The organism is Streptosporangium sp. NPDC049376 (assembly GCF_044466505.1).
GTDB lineage: Bacteria > Actinomycetota > Actinomycetes > Streptosporangiales > Streptosporangiaceae > Streptosporangium.
In genome coordinates this window covers 1-20,958 of sequence record NZ_JBITMT010000011.1, presented here as the reverse complement: position 1 = coordinate 20,958, position 20,958 = coordinate 1, and the positions used below count along the sequence as shown (strand labels likewise).

Sequence of the window (20,958 nt, the reverse complement as noted above, 5' to 3'; positions counted from 1 at the left end):
ACATTCTGACATTTGTTGCCCATCATCATCTTCATGCCAAATACCTGCAGAAATCGCTGCCGCGGCCCTGTTCTCCATGACCGCGCCGACCGCGCTCCCCACCGCCCGTACGGCGGGGCGCCCCCAACTGCGCCTCAACATCCAGGAAGCCGAGTTCAACCGCCTGTTCCAGGCCTGGTTCCGCTGCCTGCGCAACCACGGCGCCCCCTTCAACCGCGTCCCGGGCGCCAAGCGGATCCACCCTGCCACCTACCCGAGCCTGTACCCCAAGGCCATGAAGGCCTGCGAAGGCCGGCAACCCATCCACCTGTCCTAACTCAACTTCCGCGACTGGCTCCTGTGCATGAACGCCCCTGGCCTGAAGTCCCGCGCCGACCCCGGCGGCACGACCTGGAGCTACGACCGCCCAGAACAGGCGGACGCCCCCCGGTGGAAGGCGGTCGAACGGGACTGCAAGATCAAAGCGTTCTCGCCCTGACAATTTCCTAACAGCGGTCAGCAACCGTTGCCGCCATGACGCATCACTTACCCCCGGCCCCCGCCGTCCGCGGCGGGGGCGCTTTTCCGCGCCGGATGACGGCGATCGCGGCAGCCCTCATCATGATCATGTACGGGCTCGGCGCGCCCGGCAGCGCCGAGGCGCGCATGGCCTCCCCCAACGCGCCCTTTGCCGTGGTCTCGATGGGCGACAGCTTCATCTCCGGCGAGGCGGGTCGCTGGGCGGGCAACGCCAACACCCGTCAGTACGGCGGCGGCAACGCCTGGGACACCGACCGCGGCGTCAAGACCTACACCGTGGACAACAAGGACACCTCCGCGGGCACCGGCAACGGCTGCCATCGTTCCACCTCGGCCGAGATCACCGGCGTCCAGCTCTGGCAGACGAAGACGATCAACCTGGCCTGCTCGGGCGCCACCACCGACGATCTCCTCACCAACACCTTCAAAGGCGAAGAACCGCAGATCGACCAGCTCGACGAGGTCGCGCAGAACAACGACGTCAAGCTGATCGTCGTCTCCATCGGCGGCAACGACATCGGCTTCTCCGACATCATCAAGGCCTGCACCGTCTACTTCCTGGCTCCGAGAAACCCGCTCACCAAGGACTGCCCGGAGACCCACCAGGCGGCGTTGGACAACAGCCTGGGCACCCTCGGCTACAAGGTCGGCAACGTCCTGGACAAGATCCGATCGACGATGGCCGAACGGGGCTACACCTCCACCGAGTACCGCCTGGTCCTGCAGTCCTACCCCAACCCGATCGCGCTCCCCGAGGACAACCGCTACCCCGACGGTTCCGGCGGACCCTCCCACGACCGGTACGCCAAAGGCGGCTGCCCTTTCACCGACACCGCCTCCCGCTGGGCCGCCAAGACGATCCTCCCGGGGATCACCACTGTGCTGCGTAAGGCGGCGGCCGACCACGGCGCGGTCTTCTTCGACCTGTCACAGGCCGCTGAAGGACACGAGCTGTGCAGTAAGCGGGTCCGGCAGTCCACCGGACCCGAGGGAGTCCCCTTCCATGACGCTGAATGGATCCGCTGGATCCCTTATGCGACGAGCCTGCCCGGCTCCCAAGGCGAGCAGCAGGAAGCCATCCACCCCAACTTCTACGGCCAGCAGGCGCTCGGCGACTGCCTCAACCAGCTCGTGCGGAAGCTGGACGCCAAGTTCACCGACTGGGGCTTCGGCTGCGGGACCCTGACGATCGGTGGCAAGACAATGATGAGCCTCTACCCGCTCCCGGATTCCACGGTTGGCGAGCCGGTGGAGCCGCGCCCGTTCGACCTCGCCTCACGGATCACCATCCGCACCGCCGCGAACACCGACCGGCCCTACCTGTCCACCCCGGCCACGGGGGCCGGCACCAACGTCCCCGCCGAACTCCAGGCCAGACGAGCGAGCCCCGACGGCGATACGACACTCACGCACCCCGGTCAGGCCTGGTGGCTGGAGCGGGGAAGAACGAACGGCTGGCTGCTGATGTCCTCAACCGGCCAAGCCCTCGACGTAGAGGGCAATCGCGCCTATCTGCGCCAGCGAGGACACTGGGCCGACCCCTTCCAGAACTGGCAGTTCCACTCCGCGGGCCTCGGGGCGTACTGGCTGGTCAACGTCAAGAACCACACCTGCCTGACCATGCCGACCGGGCAGGACCCCGTCCCCATAGTGGAGCAGTGCGTCGGATCCGACCGGCAGCGATGGCTTCTGGATGCCGCCTTCCATCCCGACCAGCCCCGCGCCGGGTTCCCGCCGTCCCCCGAGTTCGCCATCCTCGACCGAGCCGGCAGCCGAACATTGACCGCGACCAGCCAGACGCCCGTGCTCAGGGAACTCTCCGGCGAGCTCGCCTTCCCGCAGAACCAGGAACGCTGGATGATCGACGCCTCCGGAAGAGCCACCGGCGTGCACCTCGTCCACAAGGCCACCGGTCAATGCCTCACCGACCCGGGCTCTTCGGCGAACGTCCTCCTGGAGCCGTGCCGCTACGGTGACGCCGCCCAGTCGTGGAGCTACAACAACCGGCAGATCAGGCCCTCACGCTGGGCGGTGCTCGCTCCGGCCAGCCAAGAGAACCAGGCGCCGGTGAAAGCCAGCACCAGCCCCCAGGACCTGCTCGGCAGCACCTTCCAGATCTTCGGGCTCGACGCCAGACCTGTCAAGAACCCGATCCCCGACTCCGCCGTCAAGGGCGCCTACTCCTTTCTTCACAGAGCTCAGGACAAATGGGCGACGCCGGGAGAGATCAGCGTGCCGCCCAGCTACGAAGGCGGGTACTTCAGCGATCGCAGGTTCGGCCCCGACGGCTACGAGTCGTCCTTCACCTACGACAACGCCGTGATGATCTCCGCCTACCTGCACCGGGACATCGGCGACGACCGCCGCTACGCCACCCGGCTCGGGGAGGCCCTGCTGTACGCCCAGGAGAACGACAGCAATCCCGACGGCCGCATTCGTGCCTCCTACCTGCCCCGCCCCTTCATCACCAGGACCGGCCAGCCGTACGTGGGCGGGTTCGCGGTCTACACCGGGCACATGGCCTGGGCCGGCATGGCCTTCGCCCGGCTCTACCACGTGACCGGCGAGGACCGATTCCTGCAAGGGGCGCTCAAAGCGGCGAACTGGATCGTCACGAACACCACCGCTGACGACTCCCTCGGCGGCTATCGAGGCGGCTACCGCAACGGCGACGAGAGCGGCGCCAACATGATCCGCATCCTGTGGAAGTCCACCGAGCACAACATCGACGTCGGCGCGTTCTTCGCCATGCTCTCCACCCTCACCGGCAACAAGATGTGGACGCTGTACTCGGAGAAGGCCTTCTCCTTCGTCCGTCGCATGCAGGACGCCGACGGGCGGCTCTGGACCGGAACCACCGACGACGGCCAAACGCTCAACACCAGCTTCGTGCCCGGGGACATCCAGGTCTGGAGCTACCTGGCCACGCTCGACCCGCGCTACGCCCGCTCCATGGACTGGGCGGCGAAAAACCTGACCGCCACCCACGGCCCCTTCACCGGGCTCAGCTTCAGCAACGTGGACACCTCCAAGGTCTGGTTCGAGGGCACCGCGCATCTCATCGCCGCCTACCACCAGCGCAACGCGCCGGACGACGAGTACCGGGCGGGCCTGCTCCAAGCCACCCTGCTCACCGCCCAGCAGAGCGCCCCCAATGCCGACGGGCAGGCCATCGTCGCCGCCTCGGGTGACGGCCTCGGGGTCGACGGCGGCGGCGACTTCTACTACGCCTCACGGCACACCGGCGCCACCGCCTGGTTCCTGCTGGCCGCCCTCCACGGCAACCCGTTCAGGCTCTGACTCCATGCGCTCCTGACGACTTCCTGACAACTGTCGCCGATCGTTGACCGGCATGATTCTTCGACCACCGGCGGTCGTGGTCCGCAGGGCCACGACCGCCGCGACCGCGATCGTCCTGATCCTGCGCGGGCACAGCCTGCCCGGCAGGCCACACCGATCACCCGGTTGAAGGTCCACACCCGTCGCTCCAACCCGGGCATCTCCTGAGACCTTCGTCGCCGGCAAGGCGCGCCCGACAGGCATCCGCGATGGGATGACATCGTGTGTCGTGACGACCGTGTACGTCGGGGATGTGGGCGAGGAGTACGGCGCAGCAGGAGCTGGACAGTCAGCTCGACTGAACCGTTCGTAGGGGCTGATCGGCTCAGTGGAAGTGGCGAACCGCAGGCCAGAGTCTCGCGTCCACGCCACTCTCGCTGAGTCAGGACACGCCGGACGCCGGCAACGGGACACGCCCGCACTCAACGAGACAGGACGCGCACCCCGCTGAACGGTCTGCCGCTCCTCGCCGGGCGTCCCTGCTCTCGGGTCCCGGCCGGTGTCCACGTCTGTCCGGTCGTTGTCCGGCGTTGTCCGATCGCGCAGCCCACGGGTGGTGGACACGGCGTCGGCCCTCTGACAGTGATCTCACGCCATCACGGCACACCGTCTCGACCCGACGGGAGTCATGCAGTGAGATCTTTTCAGCGCATCGCCCCCCTGGCCATCGCAGCAGCGGCCCTCGCCCTCCCCTCCCAGGCCGCGCTCGCCAGCACCGCGCAGGACGCGCCCAAACCCGTGAAGCTCACCTGCGTCGCCTGGGGCGGCGGACTGCAGAATGAGAACTGGGACATCCTCGTCCAGCTCAACCCCGACGGCACCGCCAAGTCGGCCGAGCAGCAGGGCGACGCTTACATGACGGGCATGGGCATCTTCTCGGTTCAGCGCACCGACCCGGCGAAGATCACCATCTCTCCTGACGGCCGTGAGCTGAAGTTCCACGGCACCAGCCTGGTCACCGCCGGAATCCCGAACACCGCGTTCACCTACACCAACGCCGGAACGTGCAGGGCCACCTTCACCTTCCCCAACCCCTCCAAGGCGGTGGTCAACCTCACCCCCGTCTCTTGAACCCGCCGTTGTGCCGATCCGCCAGGCCGGATTCCGCCTCCTTGATGAAGGAGGTACTGAAGTGAGGTAGCGGCGACAAGACTTCTCTCCGTGCCCGCTCCGCAATTGTGGGGCGGGCGCCTTGACTGATGCTTCCTGGCCAGGTTTCCAGCGCCGCGTACACGTCCGGCTCGTTGTCCATCTGCCTCATCATCGGAGTGTCGGTCGTTGATCGGCATCTTCCGGATACCCCAGCAGGGCGCAGAGGCTGTCCGCCCGGCCTCCGTGGCGGCCGGTGTGCTCCGGACCGGCCTCCTTCTACGGTTCGAAGATGCGGTCGAGGTCGAGAGGCCCGACGTCGACGACGGCGTAGAGGATGCCTGGCACACCCCCGACCACGTCGACCGCCTCCAGCGGACGCAGGAACTCCAGGAAGGCGCCGAGAAGGTGAGTGGGCGGATGCGATCTTCCCGGCCGTCTACCAGCGTCTGCGGCAGGAGTTGCGGGCGCTGTCCGCTGACCAGCGTGACACCCTGTTCGTTGACGCTCTCGCCGCTCTGGTCGAACTTCAAGCCGCCCGGCAAGGCCGCCGGTGGGGGGTTCGTGGTGCTGGCCGAGTGGGCGAAGGTCCTCCGGCGGTGTTTCCCCGAGGAGGGGCCGAACCCGTAGCCGCGTCCCGGGAATCTCTCGTGAGGTACAACAGGCTTACCCAGGCGGACAGCCCGCAACGGGGGCGGCACCCATGAGATCTTCACCGATTTCAAGGAGCGGACATGTCCGGCGCCCCTGAGAACGGCCGGCCCAGCACGATCCCGCAGCACTTACGGCGGCAGGGCTATCGCATCGAGCACGACGGCGCCGTCGCGAACCTCCGCCGCGCCCTGCTCGACGTGCAGGGGCAGGTCAAGCGCCCCCTGGCCGACCTCGACGACGCCGAGCTTCACGGGTACGGCGACGTCGCCCGCTCGATGGCGGCTTCCGCCGGAGAGGCCACCCGCTACGCGGGCGAACTCGACATGGTCAACCGGCTACGGTTCCTGCTACCCGGCCCTTCCAACCCTCAAAAGGAGAGCTGACCGGGCGCGCACCCGACAACCCTGCGGGCTGTTGTGCGGAACGTCGGGCTGTTGTGGGTTCAGGCCCAGGGAGATGATGAACCGACCCGGGTCCGGCTCGGTCGGATCCGGACCGGAGCGGATGGCGGTCGGCGAGCACAACCCGCAGATCGCTTTCCCGCACCCCGCAGCAGGTCAGCCGCCAGACGAGATGGTCCCCCGTTCGAAGTCCTGCATCTGGGCGGCCAGCGGGTTGTCATTGGTGACGGCACCGTTGATCGCACCGTCTGATCGGCGGATGATCCATGATTGCGGGGATTTTCCGGCTTCGGGTGGGTGATAGTGGCGGCGTGAACGCTGAAGAGCACCCCAGGCAAGAGACGCAGAAAGAGCTGATGCGAGCCGGGGGCCGGGCCCGGGTGGGGCGGCTGGCGCACACCACCGCTTCGGAGGCGCGTCGCTGGTCTCCTCCGATGCTGCTGGCGGTGCTGTCGGTGGGGGCGTTCGGAGCGTTTCTGGACTCAGGCGACGCCGCAGCGGGGGCAGCGGTGCTCGGGGCGGCCACCGCGGTCGGCGGCAAGGTGCTGACCGACCTCGTCAAGGCCACCGTCGCCCGCCTCGGTGGAAACCACGGCAACGGGCCTGGCAGCGGTCAGCCGTCGCTCCAGGACCTGGAGACCGAGCTGGAGCGGTGGTGTCGGACCTGTCCGCGAGCGAACACCCGAACGGCGCACCTGGTGGGGGCCGGGTTCGGTGGGCGGACGGGAGCCCGTACCGGGGGCTGGTGCCCTTCGGTGAGGCCAACGCCGAGGTGTTCCGCGGCCGCGAGATGGTCACTGCGCGACTGGTCACCCACCTGTCGCGGCGGCTGACCTCCCCGGGTCTGGTGGTGGTGACCGGCGCCTCGGGGGCGGGCAAGTCCTCCCTGCTGCGCGCGGGGTTGCTCCCGGCGATCGGCCGGGGTGAGCTGATGGAGGCGGCCCGGGACTGGCCGGTGCGGGTCATCGAACCGACCGGCTCCCCATTGGCTCCTGGCGGGCGCCCTGGCCGCGACGGCTGGACTGCCCGCTCTCGATGTGGCGCGTGTCCTGTCTGAGGATTCCGGGCAGGCTCCGCTGCTGGTGCGTCAGGCCGTCGAGGCCGACACCCGCCGCCATGCCCTTCCCACCACAGCCGGAGGCAGGTTGGTGCTGGTCGTCGACCAGTTCGAGGAGATCTTCACCCTCGCCCCCGACATCGGTGAGCGGGAGGCGTTCATCCGCCTTGACCATCGAACCGGGCCTGACCGACACCATCCTCAGCGAACTGCGCGCCTCGGGCGGCGGGTACGAAGTGGGCGCGTTGCCGCTGCTGTCGCAGACCATGCTGACCGTCTGGGAACACCGCGACGGCGACCGGCTCACCAGCCGGGGATACGGCCGCACCGGTGGGTGACCCACGCGGTGGCCGCCAGCGCCGAAACCGCCTACACCGGCCTGGCCCCGGACCGGCAGGAGACAGCGCGGCGGGTGTTCGAACGGTTGACCGCCGTCACGGCCGATGGCGCCCTGGTTCGCCGTACCGTCGAACGCGTCGCCCTGCCCGCTGGCCACTCTGCGGCCGAGCGCGCCGCGGTCGAGGAGGTGCTGGAGGCCTTCGCCCGGCGACGGCTCATCGTCGTCGACGCCGACCGGGTGCAGATCGCCCACGACGTGTTTACTGGGCTCCTGGCCACGATTACGCACCTGGCTGGCTACAGACCGCGCCGACCGCGGCCTGCACACCAAGACCCTGCAGGACGCCACCGAATGGGACCAACAAGATCAAGACGTGTCGTTCCTGTATCGCGGAATCCGCCTGCAGACCGCCGAGGAAGCCGTCACCCGCTGGCGGGCCGACCCCAGCCGTTACGACGGATTCGACCTGCCCAGTTCCGCCGAAGAGCTCCTGCACGCCAGCATCCGCGCCGCCGACAGAGTTTGGTCGCCGCATTGGCCGGGCTGCTGGTGGTCGCGGTCATCACCGCGGTAACCGCAGTCCGTTTCGGGCGCGACGCCGACCAGCAGCGCACGTTGATACTCGACCAGAATGCCCAGATCCTGTCCCGGCATGCCGCCGCCTACAGCGACAGCGAATCCGTCGCCGACGACCCTGCACTCTCGGCGCGACTGGCCGCCGCCTGGGCGATCTCCAAGACCGACGAAGCCTCAGCGAGCATGGCCTCCCTGCTCAGCCGACCCCAACGCGCCACTCTGACCGGCCACACCGGCTGGGTGAACTCCGTGGCGTTCTCTCCCGACGGAACCCGGCTGGCCAGCGGCGACGACGGGACGGTGCGGATCTGGGATGTCGCGCTTCCGCAGGATCTCCTTGGCGCTGTGTGCGCCATCGCAGGCCGCGGATTCACACCAGAAGAATGGCGGCAGTACATCCGCGATGCACCGTACCAGCCCACCTGCCCGGCATCCCGATAAAGCTGGGCTGTCGTGTGGACACCTTGAGTGCCGGATGATGGAAATCCGGAGACAAGGAATTCCACGTGGCGATGAAGTCGTATCCGTGGAGTTCAAGGCGGACGCCGTCGCGTTGTACCTGTCTGACCCGGCGCGGACGTACGCGTCGGTGGCCCGGGGCCTGGGTATCAACCGCGAGACCCTGCGCCTGTGGGTGAAGGAGGCGGCCCGCGCGCGGACGGCACCGCCGGGGCGAAGAAGGCGGGCCCGGCCAGGAAGCCTGCGTGTCCACACATCGGGGCAAACCCCCCGACACTCTTGGCCTGCTGCTGGCGGTCATGGTGCGTCCGGCCGGAATACAGGACCGGGCCGAGGCCAGGAGTTTGTTGCTGGGGCTGCATCTGTCGGGTGCGTTCCGGGTGGTATTCGCCGATCAACCGAGCCCAAGTCAGGCGGAATCTACAGGATCAAACACCCACCGAAGGGAGACGTCCTGGACTAGGATCCGGCAGCCCACGCCGTTCGTGTGGAAGAAAAGCGCGGGGGAATCCCGAACCTATCGCATGAATCTGTCGGTGAATTTCAGGCGTATGGCACCGGTCGCCGTACAACCCCACGCTTCGCCCGATGATCGATCACAGGCGCCTGATAAACCATTGGAAGCCCTTGTAGAGGACATCTACTCTCTGCGGCGGCTGGCCGATCGTTTGACTGCCGAAGTAGATATGAGAGCTTCCTTCCATTTGGAAGTCCAGACGGAGCTCCACTTTGATGATCAGGACGCGAGACGGATTCAGCTGGAACTCCACCCGGGGGAAGGGCAGAAATCCGGGGAACTGGAAGAATCCCAGTTCGCCATCCTGAGACAGGTGGAACAGGTTGCGATGGTCGTGTCCTTCCGCGATCACGTTCCCGGTCGGCCCGTCCAGAACGATTTGGGCCAGGTGCATCCAGCACTTGGACCAGTTGTCGCCCCACCACCAGCCGGTGTCCCCGGCGATCCGTCGGGTCACGTCGCAGTTGGGGGTGGAGACGAAGCGGCCGGGGCCGCCTGGCGGCATCCGGGCCGGATCCAGCCCGAACTTCGAGGTGATGAGCAGGTTTCCCTGCCAAAGATCACCGTCTCGCCAGCTGATCTGGTCACGAAGGTGCAGGGCGTCGGACTCGAAGGCGGCTTGCATACCGGGAAGCCCCGGCAGGAAGACCGTGCTCTCTCCCCACCACATCTCGCCGACACTTCGCGTGAAGGGCTTCTGCGGGCCTGAGACGTATTCGGGTGCCACGGCTGCCGAGGTGTCGGCAGCCTGCGTGTCGCTCTGCAGAGCCTGCAAGTCGTGGCGAGCCTGAAGCCAGTAGTCGTATTCTTTTTGTACACCTAGCTGGCTGACCATCGCCTCTACCAGGTGCTGCTTGGCCTGGGTGACCCGGCCACGAGGCTGCACCTGTGACCGCAGTTCGGCGGCCAGTAACGGTTCCTCCCGGCGGCGAGCGACCTGGACGGCCTCGAAGATGGGATCGTCTGACAGTCCTTCCGCCTCTGCGTGCACACGCGGAAGGGTGTCATCCGCTACCGATGTTGAACTGCTCATGATCACTCCTTGATCGAGTGTCGACTGCGCAGCTTCCTTTATTAACGATACATCCAGCTCTTCTGCGACAAAGAGAGGAGATTTGCTAGCTTTACCGCAATTCGACCCGGATTTTCCTGATATACTGGTTTACCATTCAATATTAGAAGCGTGAGATTCTCTATCTTCGACGCGTATAGCAGCGGCAAAATGAGGGTAACGAACCGAGGCGCCACCGAGGTCTTCTCGAAAGAAAACTTGAAAGCGGAAGATGTGCGGTGGCGTACGCTCACGAAGCTTGAGCGATGAAGGGCAGAAAGTATGCCGGATGCTGGAGCGCCCGTCGTCGCCTTTGGTCGCGTCCACCTCCCTGTACGACGGCGCGGGTCCAAGTTCAGTGTGGTGCCCAGCGGCCCTCTGGCATCCAGCGCGCGAGTCGCGACTCGGTGATGTGGTATGGCCTCCTCTTTTCAGCCCTTTACTTCAGCGGGCCCAATGGCATGCTTCGCACCTTCTTACTGAAGATTTCAGGGGCACTTCGGGTAATCACTCGGAGAGTGAGCATTCAATAACGCATCGGATGCATCGGAATTTACCTGTGTGAGCGGTGATGTGGATGAGCACAGGCCGTACTCCAGCGAACGACGGCGCTGAGAGACCGACGCTCTCCCTGGAGGGCGCGGCATCGCTCGGTCAGCGGGCGGCCGCGAGGCCACTGCATGGTGCGAGGGGTCATCAAGGCGATCCAGACCGGGCGTAGGCCGGGTTCCGGAGGCGCTACCTGACACAAGCCCTTAGATCGTCGTGCCGACGCACAGCATTGCAGTGCTGGGCCTATAGGCGCGCTGGACCTGTAGAGCGCGATGAGCGGTTTCGCCGGGACGCCGAGCAGATCACAGCCCAGCATTGGGCGAACTTTTCGGTGACGAGACGATGCAGATCTGGCACGAGGCGATCGCCAGACACTGTGCGGCCGGGACCACAGGCACCGTGCCGCGCGCTGACCGCTGGTCCGCAAGCCAACCGCACGCTCGCGCTTCAGCCGATGTGACCTGGGAAAACTCCTCTGAGCGGAGCTGGCCCTGCCTTCGCGGGACTTCGAGCCCGAAGAAGCGATCGATCATCCAGTACGAACCCGGCAAGCTCGGGGTGCGCGGCAAAGCCAGGGATAACGGGGGCTTCCAGGTGAAGACATAAGGGAGTACGTCGAGGCAGGGATCCTCGCATCAGAGGACCTCAAAGACGCGTTGCAACTGGCGATGCAGTTGGAGTTCACCACGATCCCGCCGTACCTGTGTGCGGAATGGTCTGTCAAGAACATCTCCCACCATGCCAGGCGCACTCTGCATCGGGTGGTCATCCAGGAGATGCGCCATTTCGCACTGGCGGGGAACCTGCTGACGGCGGTCGGTGGCACGCCGTCACTGGCCCACCCGGGTTTTCTGCCCGTCTACCCTGCCGACGAGTTGCCCGGCGGCATCCCGCAGCAGCTACCGGTTGAGCTCAAGCCGCTGGTTAAGGAGCAGATCGCGGTGTTCATGCAGATCGAGCACCCAGACTTTCCACCTGTGGGCCGCTTACTGGCTCAGCCGCCGACGATCGGTGCCTTCTACGACTCGATCAAAGAGACGTTCCGAATGAACCCTCCCAAGATCGATCCGAACGCCCACGCGGTGAAGGTTCCCTCCGCTCGACCGACCCGGACCGTCGCCGACGCGGTCGAGACGATCGACCGGATCAAGATCGAGGGAGAGGGGGTATCCGGCTCACCCAGCGCGCCCACCGGTGAGAGCACAAGCCACGCTCACTACTACTTGTTCAAGGAACTGTACGTGCAGCGGCGGCTGATCAAGGTCGATGGCGAGTGGAGCTACAGCGGCGAGTCCATCACTTTGCCCGAGGTTCATCACTTCGAGCCCTCTACGGCCGAGCCGGACCTGTCGCTGGAGTTCCGTCGCGTCTTGACCCGGCTCCTGATCGACCTGGAGTCCTGCTGGACGTCAGGGACGGATGTGAACGATACGGCGATGTCCACGATGTTCGAGCTGCAGGGCGCAGGCGAGGTCCTCATCGAACGCGGCATCCGCCCGGAATTCACCTGGATACAGCCGCCGGATTAGGAGGACTGCCGACCGACGTGTCACCAACCGCAAAACACGATGGCCTCCTTCGTGACCTGGCGTAATGGTAGCCGCCTCGGGTTGAGTCATGCTTGATCCGGGTGAGGTCGGCGTCGGTGACGCCGGCGATGTACCGCCAGCCAATCGATGGCCTGCGATGGAACAGCGCGCGTCATACCGAGGGGACCGCCTTGGCTGCCGAGGTCTGCCTGGGGCTCTCCACCACGGAAACGAACGTTTCACCGCGATACATCGCCTGCCGCTCCGCCCGCCGGACCGATAAATTCTCAGCCGTTCTTCTCCGCAGCGCGCAACACCCCTGGCTGATCGGCCAGAAAATCGCAGTAACCTGGCTGTCCGATGCCTCGCAATGGGAAAGCCCTCTCAAGTCTCGTTAAATAATTAGCCGAACGAGTTTCCCGGAAAGTAGTCGCGGAAACGGAACGCAATGCATGAGGATTGTCCGACCGCCAGCCAGAGGGCTAAGTCATGGAAAATCAAAAACACGTCGTGGGAATTCGCACAGCCGGCGCACTGGAGTCAGAATTCTACGAGGGCACCGTAGAAGAGATCGTAGAATATGTTTCGCAGACCGACCCGGCTTCCGCAGCCAAGATTCAGTCTGTCGAGGTCCGCCTCGTATCCCTGGCCCAAGCGGCCAGCGACCCTGACAAGGCCGTCGAGTTCTACCAGTTCCAATCGATTCGAGCCAAGGCCGACGAACTCCTCGCACGAGAACTAGAGAAGCGGTCGCCCGACGAGTACCAGCAGCTCATCGGCGAGTGGCATCAGACATATTCGATCGGAACCGCGATTCTCTACCACGGCTACAACTTCACGGGGCGAGCAGTTCCATTCACGCTTACATGACCCAATTTCAACTGGTGGCCGTACGACTGCAACGACGCCGCGTCATCGGTAAAAGGCTGGGGTGTAAACGTTCTTTTTGAACACGCCGGGTACCGAGGCCGCCGCTTCTACACCGTAGGTGTTTACGCAGAGTATCCAGACCTAAGGCTGGCGGGGTTCGACAACCTTACTAGTTCGATCATTGCCGCCTGAAAATGCCATACCCGGTCCACTGTCGAGGTGGAAACCTACGGGCGGCCTCGCAGAGGGCCGCCCGTAGGTGGGAAAATGCCAGGAACCAGCCATCGACACCATCTAGATCATCGCCTTCCACCACCCGCGAGAGAAGGTGATGCTCAGGGTCTCCGGGTGTCACCAACTCGATGGAAATGCTGAATTCATCGCACAGGCCCTGAAGCGCCCACAGCCAACCGCCCCTCAAAACGCTGCGTCCCGGCGACGGGCCGTCCCTGCACAGGCTGGTCGACAGGTCGTCCGAACGCTCGGCCTACCTGCGGTTCTTCACCGAAGGCAAGGCCGGCGCCCACGCCTACATGGACCGCGTCACCGAACCGGACCACCCGGGCCGCGTCCTGGTCGCCGCGGTGGACGGCGGCCTGGTGGCGGTCGCGGAGTACATCCCCGGTCAGGACGGCGACGCCGAGCTCGCGATCCTGATCGACGACACGATGCACCACCGTGGCCTGGGCACCCTGCTGGTCGAGCACCTGGCGCTGGAGGCCGCCGACGAGGGCGTGCGCGAGCTGGTCGCCGAGGTACTGGCCGACAACCGCCCATGCTGCGGGGCTGCCCACCCGACGGGCCTTCCGCGACGGGCCGCCATCCGAACCGCACTCTCCGATCTGCTACCCGATCAAGGAGTCCCTGCCTCCGGGCCATGACCACCGCCCTGAGCTGCGCGTCAGTCCTTACGACGTTGTCGGCTATTGATGCTCGGGCGTCCTGGCCTGGGGCTTCGGCTGGTGGGTGATTCAGCAGGCCGTCGCGCTGACGAGCACGAGCTCGGTGCTCGACTTGCGGCGAGTAGCCCGGTCGGACCAGACCGGCGACGGCCCGGTGGGTCGCCGGGTAGTGCTCGCGGCGCCCGAGGAAGCGTTGCAGCGGACGCCACTGCTTATGCTCGGCATTGGCGTGCTCGACACAGATCCGCCGCGAGGACTGGCGACGGATCTGCTCACGCCATGCGTACCGTTCACCGAGCGGGGCGTCGTCCTCGTCGAGGCCCTTCGGTTTCTTTGGCGGCGCCGAGATCTGGTCGGGGAACTCGTTGGCCAGCACCTCGGTAGCCTTCGTCGACCTCGGCTTTCACAGTTGGGTGCTGGCGGAACAGCTCGGCAATGCCTTCGGTGCGCAGACAGGTCTGGCCGTGCATCCGGCCGGGCCGGTCGGCCCCGGACCACAGGGTGCGGCCTTGGCCATCGCTGATCGTGGTCGCCTTGGTTGTGTTCTGCTTCTTCTTGCCGGACACGAACGCGCAGCGTCCGGGCCGGTGGGCCTTGGGACGGCGCACCTGAGTCTCAGTGCCGTCGATTCGCAGAGTGACCCGCTCGGCCCGGCGTAGGCGAACACATCGGCCAGTGTCCGTAGTCGCAGTCCGGGTTGGTCGGGGACGGCGAAACCGCGGTCGGCGAGCAGGGGCCTTACCTCGCCGATAGCCTCGGTGGCCGTGGAGCGGCCCACTCCGTACAGTTCGGCGAGCGCGGCGTGCGGGAGCTGGGTGCGCAGGTGGACCAGGGCGACCAGCACGCGGTCGGTGAAGACCAGCTCGTGCTTGCGCCCTGTCCCGGCCTCCCGCACGCGGGCACCGCCTCGCCGCTTGTGTAACGCGGACTCCCGACGTGCCTGCCACGGTGCGGCCAGCTCCTCGACCAAACTGCCGAGATGTGCCTGCGAGATACCGGTGAAGGCGGGACAGGACAAAGCCGCACGGGCCCACTTCGTCTTCGCACCCGAAGAACCTATGCGGCGCTTCATGGGTCACGGCTGCCTCACTCGTGCCGGAAAGCCTCAGCGGCCCTCTCTGGCACATCGAGAACGATGGTGTGTGAGCTGTCGATCCGGGACACGATGGCCTCACGGGGACCATGCCGCCAGGCGTCACTACCGTAAAACGCCTCCTCTTGTCGGTGGTGCTCTTCAAGCGAGGCAAATGCGCGGATCAGGTATGCCTCCTCGTGCCCTCCCTCGGCCACCAGGGAAGCCCCGCAGTCCACCACTCGGATGCCTGCCTTCTCCAGCAAGGGCACCGACTCCTCCTGCATCACGCGAACAAATTCATCGCCGGTGCCGGGCTTCAGCCGGTACGTGCGGATCTCAAGAATCACAGCCAGTCTCCTGCGGTAGGCGGGCCTCATGGGCACAACACCCCATGCCCGTAACCCATGGAGACTACGGGCAGGCACTGACATCACCCCGGCTGGCCGGACGACCATCCGTCTCAATAGTCGACCAGGTCGTTAGCGTAGTTACCCGTCAGGAGAGTCCCGGAGCCCCGAGCCGGTCTCTCAGACCGCTTCGCCCAGTTTCAGCCGAGTCAAGGTCAGTTCCGTGCGGTTCCGCGCCGTCATGGCCAGCCGCGCGACATCCGCCGGGGTCCCATCAGCGCCATGCAGTACCAGCCCGACCCGGGCCAGGGCAGGCGGAACGATCTTCGCCGTCTCCCAGGCGATTTTGTCGCTCTCGTCGTCAACGCCGTCCTCCGCGCCCTCCCTCCAGTCTGGCTCGCGATCGGCGAACACGCGCGCCGTGACCGTGCCATCGGTGTGGAGTCTCATCGGCAGCCTGCCGTACCAGTACAGATCATGGTCCCCGTCCTCGAGAGTGGGATCCTCCCACTCCGCCCAGGGAGACGTCCGAGCCCAGTTGTGGGGAAGGCTGGCTTGGGCCATCGTGATCAGGCCGTAGCCGGACAGGTAGAACAGCACCAGCCGACGGGACCAGGCGCCCTTGAGAACGCGCGCGATCTGGTTGCGCCCCAGATGATCGTCGGAGCTGGCTGCGGCCGCGCGCCGCCGCAGCCGCCTGCGCGCCTCCTCCAGTTGCCGCAGGGCCAACTCGACCTCCTCCACCCCGCCCTGCAGCCGGGCCAAGGCGAGTTGCTCGGTTGAAGCCGGCAGCACGATGACCGGCTCGCCCTCGATCTGGTCGTATTGCCGCCACACCGCGATGCGCAGACCCAGCAACCACCGCCCGCTTCGGTCGACGTCGGCGACGATGGGGACCAGTGCCTCATCCAGCTCCCGGTGGGCCAGACCGACCGGGTCATCGTAGAACTCGGGGAGGGACTGCTGCCCCGAGTAGCAGGGATCGGCCTCGGGGAACCACTGCTTGTCGTAGGGCCGCCATCCCTTGACACCAGGAGTTCGAACGTCGATGCGTTCTGCACCACCTGCACTGGCTTCTCGCAGACCTTCGACTGCTCACGCTGCGGCTTCGAGGGCAAGTTCCTGGGCGGTCGGCTCTGCGAACGCTGCACGCTCACCGACCGCCTCACCGCGTTCCTCGATGACGGCACGGGCCGTCTCCGACTCGCGTTGGTCCCGCTGTTCGACCTGCTGGTGACGATGGACAAGCCTGCAAGCGGACTGGCCTGGCTGGACATGCGCCGCGGACAGCTGGGCAACGCCTCGCAGCTGCTTCGCCGGCTCGGCATCGGCGAGATCCCGCTCACCCACGACGCGTTCCACGAACTCCAGCCCTGGCGGGCAGCTTCTCACCTGGAAGAACTCCTCATGGCCTGCGGAGTCCTGCCTGCGGTCGACAAACACCTCTGTTCCTTCCAGCGCTGGCTTCCCGGCCACCTGGCCGATATCCCTGACCCGAACACGCCAAGACGATCAAGCTCTTCGCGACCTGGTACGTCCTTCCCGGACTGCGGGCCCGCGCCGAGCGGAGCCACATCACACCCAACATCCGCCGCTTCGCCAGCGAGCAGATCAAGTACGCGACCGAGTTCCTGCACTGGCTCGGCGAGCGGAACACCGCCCTCGCGTCATGCGGCCAGGTCGAGATCGACGCCTGGTTCGCCGAGAACCCCGAGCACGCCCGCACCCCCTGAGAGGCTTCCTCAACTGGGCCATGCAGGGCCACCGCTGCCCACGTTCCCTGGCCATCCCCGCGATGAAAATCGCCCGCAGGCCCGCACTGAGCGAGGACGAACGCCTCGCCGCCCTTGGCCGCCTGCTGACTGACACGGAGATACCGATGCGACTCCGCGTCGCCGGAGTCATCGTTCTTCTCTACGTCCAGCCTCTGAGCCGCGTCGTCCGGCTCACCGTGGACGACGTCGTCCACGACGGCGACTCCGTGCTGCTACGACTCGGCGAGCCGGCGTCGCCCGTTCCCGCGCCGGTCGCCGCCCTGCTGCTGGAGCACCTCGCTACCCGCAGCAACATGAACACCGCCACCAACCCCTCGTCGCGCTGGCTCTTCCCCGACCGTCGGACCGGCCAGCCGCTTGGATCGAACCACCTGTCCGCGCTCCTGAACAAGGTCGGCATCCCGATCGCCGCCGCCCGCGGAACCGCCGTCCGGCAGCAACTCCTCGAACTCCCCGCACCCGTCGTCGCGGACGCTCTCGGCTACCACGACAAGACCACCAGTCGCCTCCGCAACGAGGTAGGAGGGACCTGGAGCCGTTATGCGCCCGGGGACCACACCAGGTCACCAGCGGGCTGGGTTCCGCGGGGAACCGGCGACAGTTGAATACGAGAGCCCACCAGTAGCAACTTGCGGTCGGCGGCCTCGAAGAACAGGGCGGTGTGGGCGTCGTCGGTGCGGTGGCGCTCTCACCGGGGTCGAGGTGGCCGGACGGTGGGTGCCGGTGGCCGTTCGCAGGACTGGACATCGCAGGTGGCGCACCGGCACGATGTCGGGCTCCGGCGGCGACATGGTCGGCGCCGGTCAGGTGCGCGCGGGCCAGGGAGATGCGGTCGAACGCGCGGCTACGGGTCGGTTCTGCGGGGCGACGGCCGATCGCCTGGAGACTTTCGGAGGAGGGAGACCGGGAGAAACCAGGGAACGTGAAGGGCTACTCGAAGACGCGCTCGATGGGCGCAGCTTGTTCGCTCTGACCGGCGCGGAAGTAACGGGTAGCGGTGCCAGCCCGAGGAGGGCTTGGACTTGAGCCGGATCTGCGTCGCCCTGGCGTAGGCGGGTGGCACAGGTGTGACGGCAACGATGCGGCCGTAGTCCTGCTTGACCGGCGGCTTCGCCCACAGCCAGGACGACGTGGACGACGCCGGAGATGGTCGTCGGGCCGCGCTGGCCGAGCCACAGGGGTCGGGGATGGTGGCCGCGTTCGTCGAGCCAGGCGGTGATGCGTTCCCGGGCGATCTTGGGCAAGGGGATGGGTCCGGGCCTGGTCGCCTTTGCCGTGCAGGCGGATGGTGCCGGTGCGGGCGGTGATGGCGATGGCCTGCGCGGCTTCTCTCATGCGTGTGCAGGGTGTCGCGAAAGTCGTGAAGGTACGCAGGCCGGGCCGCTGGGGTAAAAGTCAGCCGACGTGGACGAGGGGGCGACGGGCGGTGTCGGGTTCGGCCTGGCGCAGCACCTCGCGAGTCAGCGGCGGGACGTCGCCGCCGCCGAAGACCAGATAACGCAGCAGGGCGCCGATCGGGTTGCCCTCGGCTGCCCAGTGGAAGTACACGTGCGGCATCTTGCCGGTCTGGTCGCGCAGGTGCAGCAGCAGGGCCGCGATCGCGTTGGCGACGGTGGGGCTTTCCATGCGCAGGATGCGGAAACCGTGGCGTTCCTCGCCGACGACGCGCAGCTCGGAGGCGAATTCGGAGGCGTCGGGGACGGTGACCTCCAAAAACAGCAGGCCTTCGCTGCTGCGCAGGCGGTGCAGTTCCCAGGCCTCGCGTGCTTTGTCGACGTACTCCTTGCCGTCACGCGCGTTCGGCTCGTTGGCGACCAGGTGGATCTCGCCGGTCTCGTTGAGGTACCGGCGGGCCAGGTCGTCCAGGGTGATGTGGGTGACCCGCAGCTCGGTGGATCGGGTGGCGCGGGAGATCAGTGAGGTGATGACGATGGCCAGGACGAACAGCAGGGCGATGACCAGGCCGTCGGGACGTTCGATGATGTTGGCCACGGTGGCGTAGGCGAGGATCAGTGTGACGATGCCGAAGGCGATCGCGGCCCGGGTACGGCCGCCGGTCCACGCCGACAGGGTGACGGCGACGGCGGCCGACAGGATCAGGGCGAGCACGCCGGTGGCGTACGCCCCGCCCTGCGATTCGACGTCGGCGCCGAAGACCAGCGTGATGAGGAAGGAGATGGCGGTGAAGATCAGCACCATCGGCCGGGCCGCGCGCGACCAGTCCGGGGCCATGCCGTAGCGGGGCAGGTAGCGCGGCACGATGTTGAGCAGTCCGGCCATCGCCGAGGCGCCGGCGAACCACAGGATCGCGATCGTGGACAGGTCGTAGGCGGTGCCGAACCAGTCGCCCAGGAATTCGTGGGCCAGGTAGGCCAGGGCGCGACCGTTGGCCTTGCCGCCTTCGGCGAACTTCTCAGCCGGGATCAGTACGGTGGTGGCGAAGCTGGAGGAGATCAGGAACACGCTCATGATGAGCGCCGCGGTGGTCAGCAGCTTCTTCGCCCCTTTGATCCGCTGGGCCAGGTCACCTTTGACCAGGGGCATCACGGCCACACCGGTCTCGAACCCGGACAGGCCCAGGGCGAGTTTGGGCATGACGTACGCCGAGACGGCGATCATCGCGATCGGGCTGGAGTATTCGGTCGTCATCGCGGTGCCCCAGTCGGTGACCAGGCCGGGCGTGGTGAGCGCGTGCTGCAGGGCGACGCCCACCACGACCACGTTCAGCAGGAGGTAGACGGCCACCAGGACGACGGCGATGGAGATGGCCTCGCTGAACCCGGCCAGGAACACCCCGCCCAGGGCGGCGATCAGCACCAGCGTGACCGGAACCTGCCAGTCGGCGAAGAAGGCCGGCACGAACGGGTTGTGCAGGATGTGCGCGGTGGCGTCGGCGGCCGACAGGGTGATCGTCACGATGAAGGCGGTGGCCACGAATCCGAGCAGGAACAGCACCAGCAGTTTGCCGCGCCAGCCGGGCAGCAGGCGTTCCAGCATCGACAGCGACCCGAGCCCATGAGGGCTTTCCCTGGCCACCGCCCGGTAGGTCGGCAGCGCGCCGAACAGGGTCAGCGCCACCAGCAGGAGAGTGGCCACCGGGCTGAGCGTTCCGGCGGCCAGCGCGGCGATGCCGGGCTGATATCCCAGGGTGGAGAAGTAGTCCACACCGGTCAGGCACATCACCTGCCACCAGGCGTGCTGGTGGTCGGGCGGCTCCTCGTGGTGCGGACCGCTGGTTCTGGGATCGGAGCGCTGCAGGCCATGCAGCAACCACCCGCGCAGCCCTGTGTTCGCCGGCGTCGACGTTCTTGCCATGATTGTCTCCTTGCGCGTACCCAGTGCCGCCTTGTTCCCAATGGGTGCTCATGGTGCACCAAGGCTTCACCACGCACTCAACGGGATCCCCATTGGCATGCCCTGCGGTCAACGCATCAGGCCCCTCCGCTCGGGGCCCTGCCGCCGGCCGCGAACGAGCGCGCGGCTTCCTGTACTCGCCACCCGTCAGATGGTCCTCGCCGTGGCACAGGCGGAGTTCGTGCATGTGGCGGAACGAGACGACGGTCGCGATGACCGCCAGGAGAGCGACGCAGGCGATGGTCGTGCGCTGGATCCGGCGCGTCCGGGCCGTGGCCACGCTTCTGCCCGACCAGCGGAAGGCCGATCATCCGGCCGCTTCCGCCCGGTTCGAAGGACAGAAAACGTGATCAATGGAGTGTTACCTCAGCCGGCCATGCCCTCATCGCGATCATGCACGAGGTCGTCAGCGCTCGTAGAAGATCTTGTCACCGGCGCCGTTGCGGTTCTCCACGACTACTGAGGATGAATTCCCGGGGTTAGGTCAGTTCGAGGGTCAGGCCGGTCTCGGCGAAGAAGCCGTCGATCAGATCGGGCCGATATTGCATGCGT

21 protein-coding genes and 3 pseudogenes are annotated in these 20,958 nt (G+C 66.5%); 16 read left to right on the top strand and 8 right to left on the bottom strand.

What is annotated here, in order from left to right:
• Window positions 1-76: 76 nt before the first annotated feature.
• The 11 genes and pseudogenes from ACIBVQ_RS25450 to ACIBVQ_RS25400 all read left to right on the top strand — a co-directional run bounded on the left by ACIBVQ_RS25450 (window position 77) and on the right by ACIBVQ_RS25400 (window position 8,897).
• On the top strand, window positions 77-316 hold the full coding sequence (locus ACIBVQ_RS25450) for a hypothetical protein (protein WP_399180432.1): 240 nt from the start codon (window positions 77-79) through the stop codon (window positions 314-316).
• Between the two features lie 27 nt (window positions 317-343).
• On the top strand, window positions 344-478 hold the full coding sequence (locus ACIBVQ_RS25445; RefSeq protein ID WP_399180430.1) for a hypothetical protein: 135 nt from the start codon (window positions 344-346) through the stop codon (window positions 476-478).
• 95 nt (window positions 479-573) lie between these two features.
• Window positions 574-3,819, top strand: a complete 3,246-nt coding sequence (locus tag ACIBVQ_RS25440) for an SGNH/GDSL hydrolase family protein (RefSeq protein ID WP_399180428.1) — start codon at window positions 574-576, stop codon at window positions 3,817-3,819.
• Window positions 3,820-4,491: 672 nt separating this feature from the next.
• Window positions 4,492-4,929: a hypothetical protein gene (locus ACIBVQ_RS25435; protein ID WP_399180426.1), complete on the top strand. Its 438-nt coding sequence runs from the start codon at window positions 4,492-4,494 to the stop codon at window positions 4,927-4,929.
• 207 nt (window positions 4,930-5,136) lie between these two features.
• Window positions 5,137-5,577: a hypothetical protein gene (locus ACIBVQ_RS25430; protein WP_399180424.1), complete on the top strand. Its 441-nt coding sequence runs from the start codon at window positions 5,137-5,139 to the stop codon at window positions 5,575-5,577.
• A 104-nt stretch (window positions 5,578-5,681) separates the two neighbouring features.
• The gene (locus ACIBVQ_RS25425; protein ID WP_399180422.1) at window positions 5,682-5,984 is read left to right on the top strand and encodes a hypothetical protein; all 303 of its coding nucleotides are present in this window, start codon (window positions 5,682-5,684) and stop codon (window positions 5,982-5,984) included.
• Window positions 5,985-6,654: 670 nt separating this feature from the next.
• Window positions 6,655-7,059, top strand: a complete 405-nt coding sequence (locus tag ACIBVQ_RS25420; RefSeq protein WP_399180420.1) for a hypothetical protein — start codon at window positions 6,655-6,657, stop codon at window positions 7,057-7,059.
• Window positions 7,040-7,177 (top strand): annotated as a pseudogene (locus ACIBVQ_RS25415) (hypothetical protein); the annotation flags it as partial. The gene ACIBVQ_RS25420 and the pseudogene ACIBVQ_RS25415, both read left to right, overlap by 20 nt.
• Window positions 7,119-7,597, top strand: a pseudogene (locus tag ACIBVQ_RS25410) (hypothetical protein); the annotation flags it as partial. The pseudogenes ACIBVQ_RS25415 and ACIBVQ_RS25410, both read left to right, overlap by 59 nt.
• Before the next feature lie 336 nt (window positions 7,598-7,933).
• Window positions 7,934-8,416 (top strand): WD40 repeat domain-containing protein, encoded by a 483-nt coding sequence (locus tag ACIBVQ_RS25405; RefSeq protein ID WP_399180709.1) that lies wholly within the window; start codon window positions 7,934-7,936, stop codon window positions 8,414-8,416.
• Window positions 8,379-8,897: a transposase gene (locus ACIBVQ_RS25400; RefSeq protein WP_399180418.1), complete on the top strand. Its 519-nt coding sequence runs from the start codon at window positions 8,379-8,381 to the stop codon at window positions 8,895-8,897. The genes ACIBVQ_RS25405 and ACIBVQ_RS25400 overlap by 38 nt, the downstream gene beginning before the upstream one ends.
• Window positions 8,898-9,030: 133 nt before the next feature.
• On the opposite strand, the gene ACIBVQ_RS25395 is transcribed toward ACIBVQ_RS25400, so the two are convergent.
• The gene (locus ACIBVQ_RS25395; RefSeq protein WP_399180416.1) at window positions 9,031-9,984 is read right to left on the bottom strand and encodes a hypothetical protein; all 954 of its coding nucleotides are present in this window, start codon (window positions 9,982-9,984) and stop codon (window positions 9,031-9,033) included.
• A gap of 1,238 nt (window positions 9,985-11,222) precedes the next feature.
• On the opposite strand from ACIBVQ_RS25395, the gene ACIBVQ_RS25390 reads away from it, so the two are divergent.
• The 3 genes from ACIBVQ_RS25390 (at window position 11,223) to ACIBVQ_RS25380 (ending at window position 13,834) form a co-directional block, all read left to right on the top strand.
• Entirely contained in the window at window positions 11,223-12,083 is an 861-nt protein-coding gene (locus tag ACIBVQ_RS25390) for a ferritin-like protein (RefSeq protein WP_399180414.1), read from the top strand.
• 510 nt (window positions 12,084-12,593) lie between these two features.
• Window positions 12,594-12,953 carry a hypothetical protein gene (locus ACIBVQ_RS25385; RefSeq protein ID WP_399180412.1) on the top strand — a complete coding sequence of 120 codons (360 nt, stop codon included), beginning with the start codon at window positions 12,594-12,596 and terminating at the stop codon, window positions 12,951-12,953.
• Window positions 12,954-13,486: 533 nt separating this feature from the next.
• Entirely contained in the window at window positions 13,487-13,834 is a 348-nt protein-coding gene (locus ACIBVQ_RS25380) for a GNAT family N-acetyltransferase (RefSeq protein ID WP_399180410.1), read from the top strand.
• Between the two features lie 311 nt (window positions 13,835-14,145).
• On the opposite strand, the gene ACIBVQ_RS25375 is transcribed toward ACIBVQ_RS25380, so the two are convergent.
• The 5 genes and pseudogenes from ACIBVQ_RS25375 to ACIBVQ_RS25355 form a co-directional block, all read right to left on the bottom strand.
• Window positions 14,146-14,484 (bottom strand): transposase family protein, encoded by a 339-nt coding sequence (locus ACIBVQ_RS25375; protein WP_399180707.1) that lies wholly within the window; start codon window positions 14,482-14,484, stop codon window positions 14,146-14,148.
• Between the two features lie 98 nt (window positions 14,485-14,582).
• Window positions 14,583-14,927: pseudogene (locus tag ACIBVQ_RS25370) on the bottom strand (transposase family protein); the annotation flags it as partial.
• A 14-nt stretch (window positions 14,928-14,941) separates the two neighbouring features.
• The gene (locus tag ACIBVQ_RS25365) at window positions 14,942-15,277 is read right to left on the bottom strand and encodes an NIPSNAP family protein (RefSeq protein ID WP_399180408.1); all 336 of its coding nucleotides are present in this window, start codon (window positions 15,275-15,277) and stop codon (window positions 14,942-14,944) included.
• A 180-nt stretch (window positions 15,278-15,457) separates the two neighbouring features.
• On the bottom strand, window positions 15,458-16,135 hold the full coding sequence (locus ACIBVQ_RS25360) for a hypothetical protein (protein ID WP_399180406.1): 678 nt from the start codon (window positions 16,133-16,135) through the stop codon (window positions 15,458-15,460).
• A gap of 237 nt (window positions 16,136-16,372) precedes the next feature.
• On the bottom strand, window positions 16,373-16,753 hold the full coding sequence (locus ACIBVQ_RS25355; protein WP_399180404.1) for a hypothetical protein: 381 nt from the start codon (window positions 16,751-16,753) through the stop codon (window positions 16,373-16,375).
• Between the two features lie 403 nt (window positions 16,754-17,156).
• On the opposite strand from ACIBVQ_RS25355, the gene ACIBVQ_RS25350 reads away from it, so the two are divergent.
• Window positions 17,157-17,657: a hypothetical protein gene (locus tag ACIBVQ_RS25350; RefSeq protein WP_399180402.1), complete on the top strand. Its 501-nt coding sequence runs from the start codon at window positions 17,157-17,159 to the stop codon at window positions 17,655-17,657.
• A gap of 198 nt (window positions 17,658-17,855) precedes the next feature.
• Here the strand turns inward: ACIBVQ_RS25350 and ACIBVQ_RS25345 are convergent, their stop codons facing one another.
• Both ACIBVQ_RS25345 and ACIBVQ_RS25340 read right to left on the bottom strand, forming a co-directional pair.
• Window positions 17,856-18,296: a tyrosine-type recombinase/integrase gene (locus ACIBVQ_RS25345; RefSeq protein WP_399180400.1), complete on the bottom strand. Its 441-nt coding sequence runs from the start codon at window positions 18,294-18,296 to the stop codon at window positions 17,856-17,858.
• 151 nt (window positions 18,297-18,447) lie between these two features.
• A complete protein-coding gene (locus ACIBVQ_RS25340; protein WP_399180398.1) occupies window positions 18,448-20,367 on the bottom strand; it encodes an amino acid transporter in 1,920 nt (639 codons plus the stop codon).
• Window positions 20,368-20,591: 224 nt separating this feature from the next.
• On the opposite strand from ACIBVQ_RS25340, the gene ACIBVQ_RS25335 reads away from it, so the two are divergent.
• On the top strand, window positions 20,592-20,756 hold the full coding sequence (locus ACIBVQ_RS25335; RefSeq protein ID WP_399180396.1) for a hypothetical protein: 165 nt from the start codon (window positions 20,592-20,594) through the stop codon (window positions 20,754-20,756).
• Window positions 20,757-20,958: the final 202 nt, after the last annotated feature.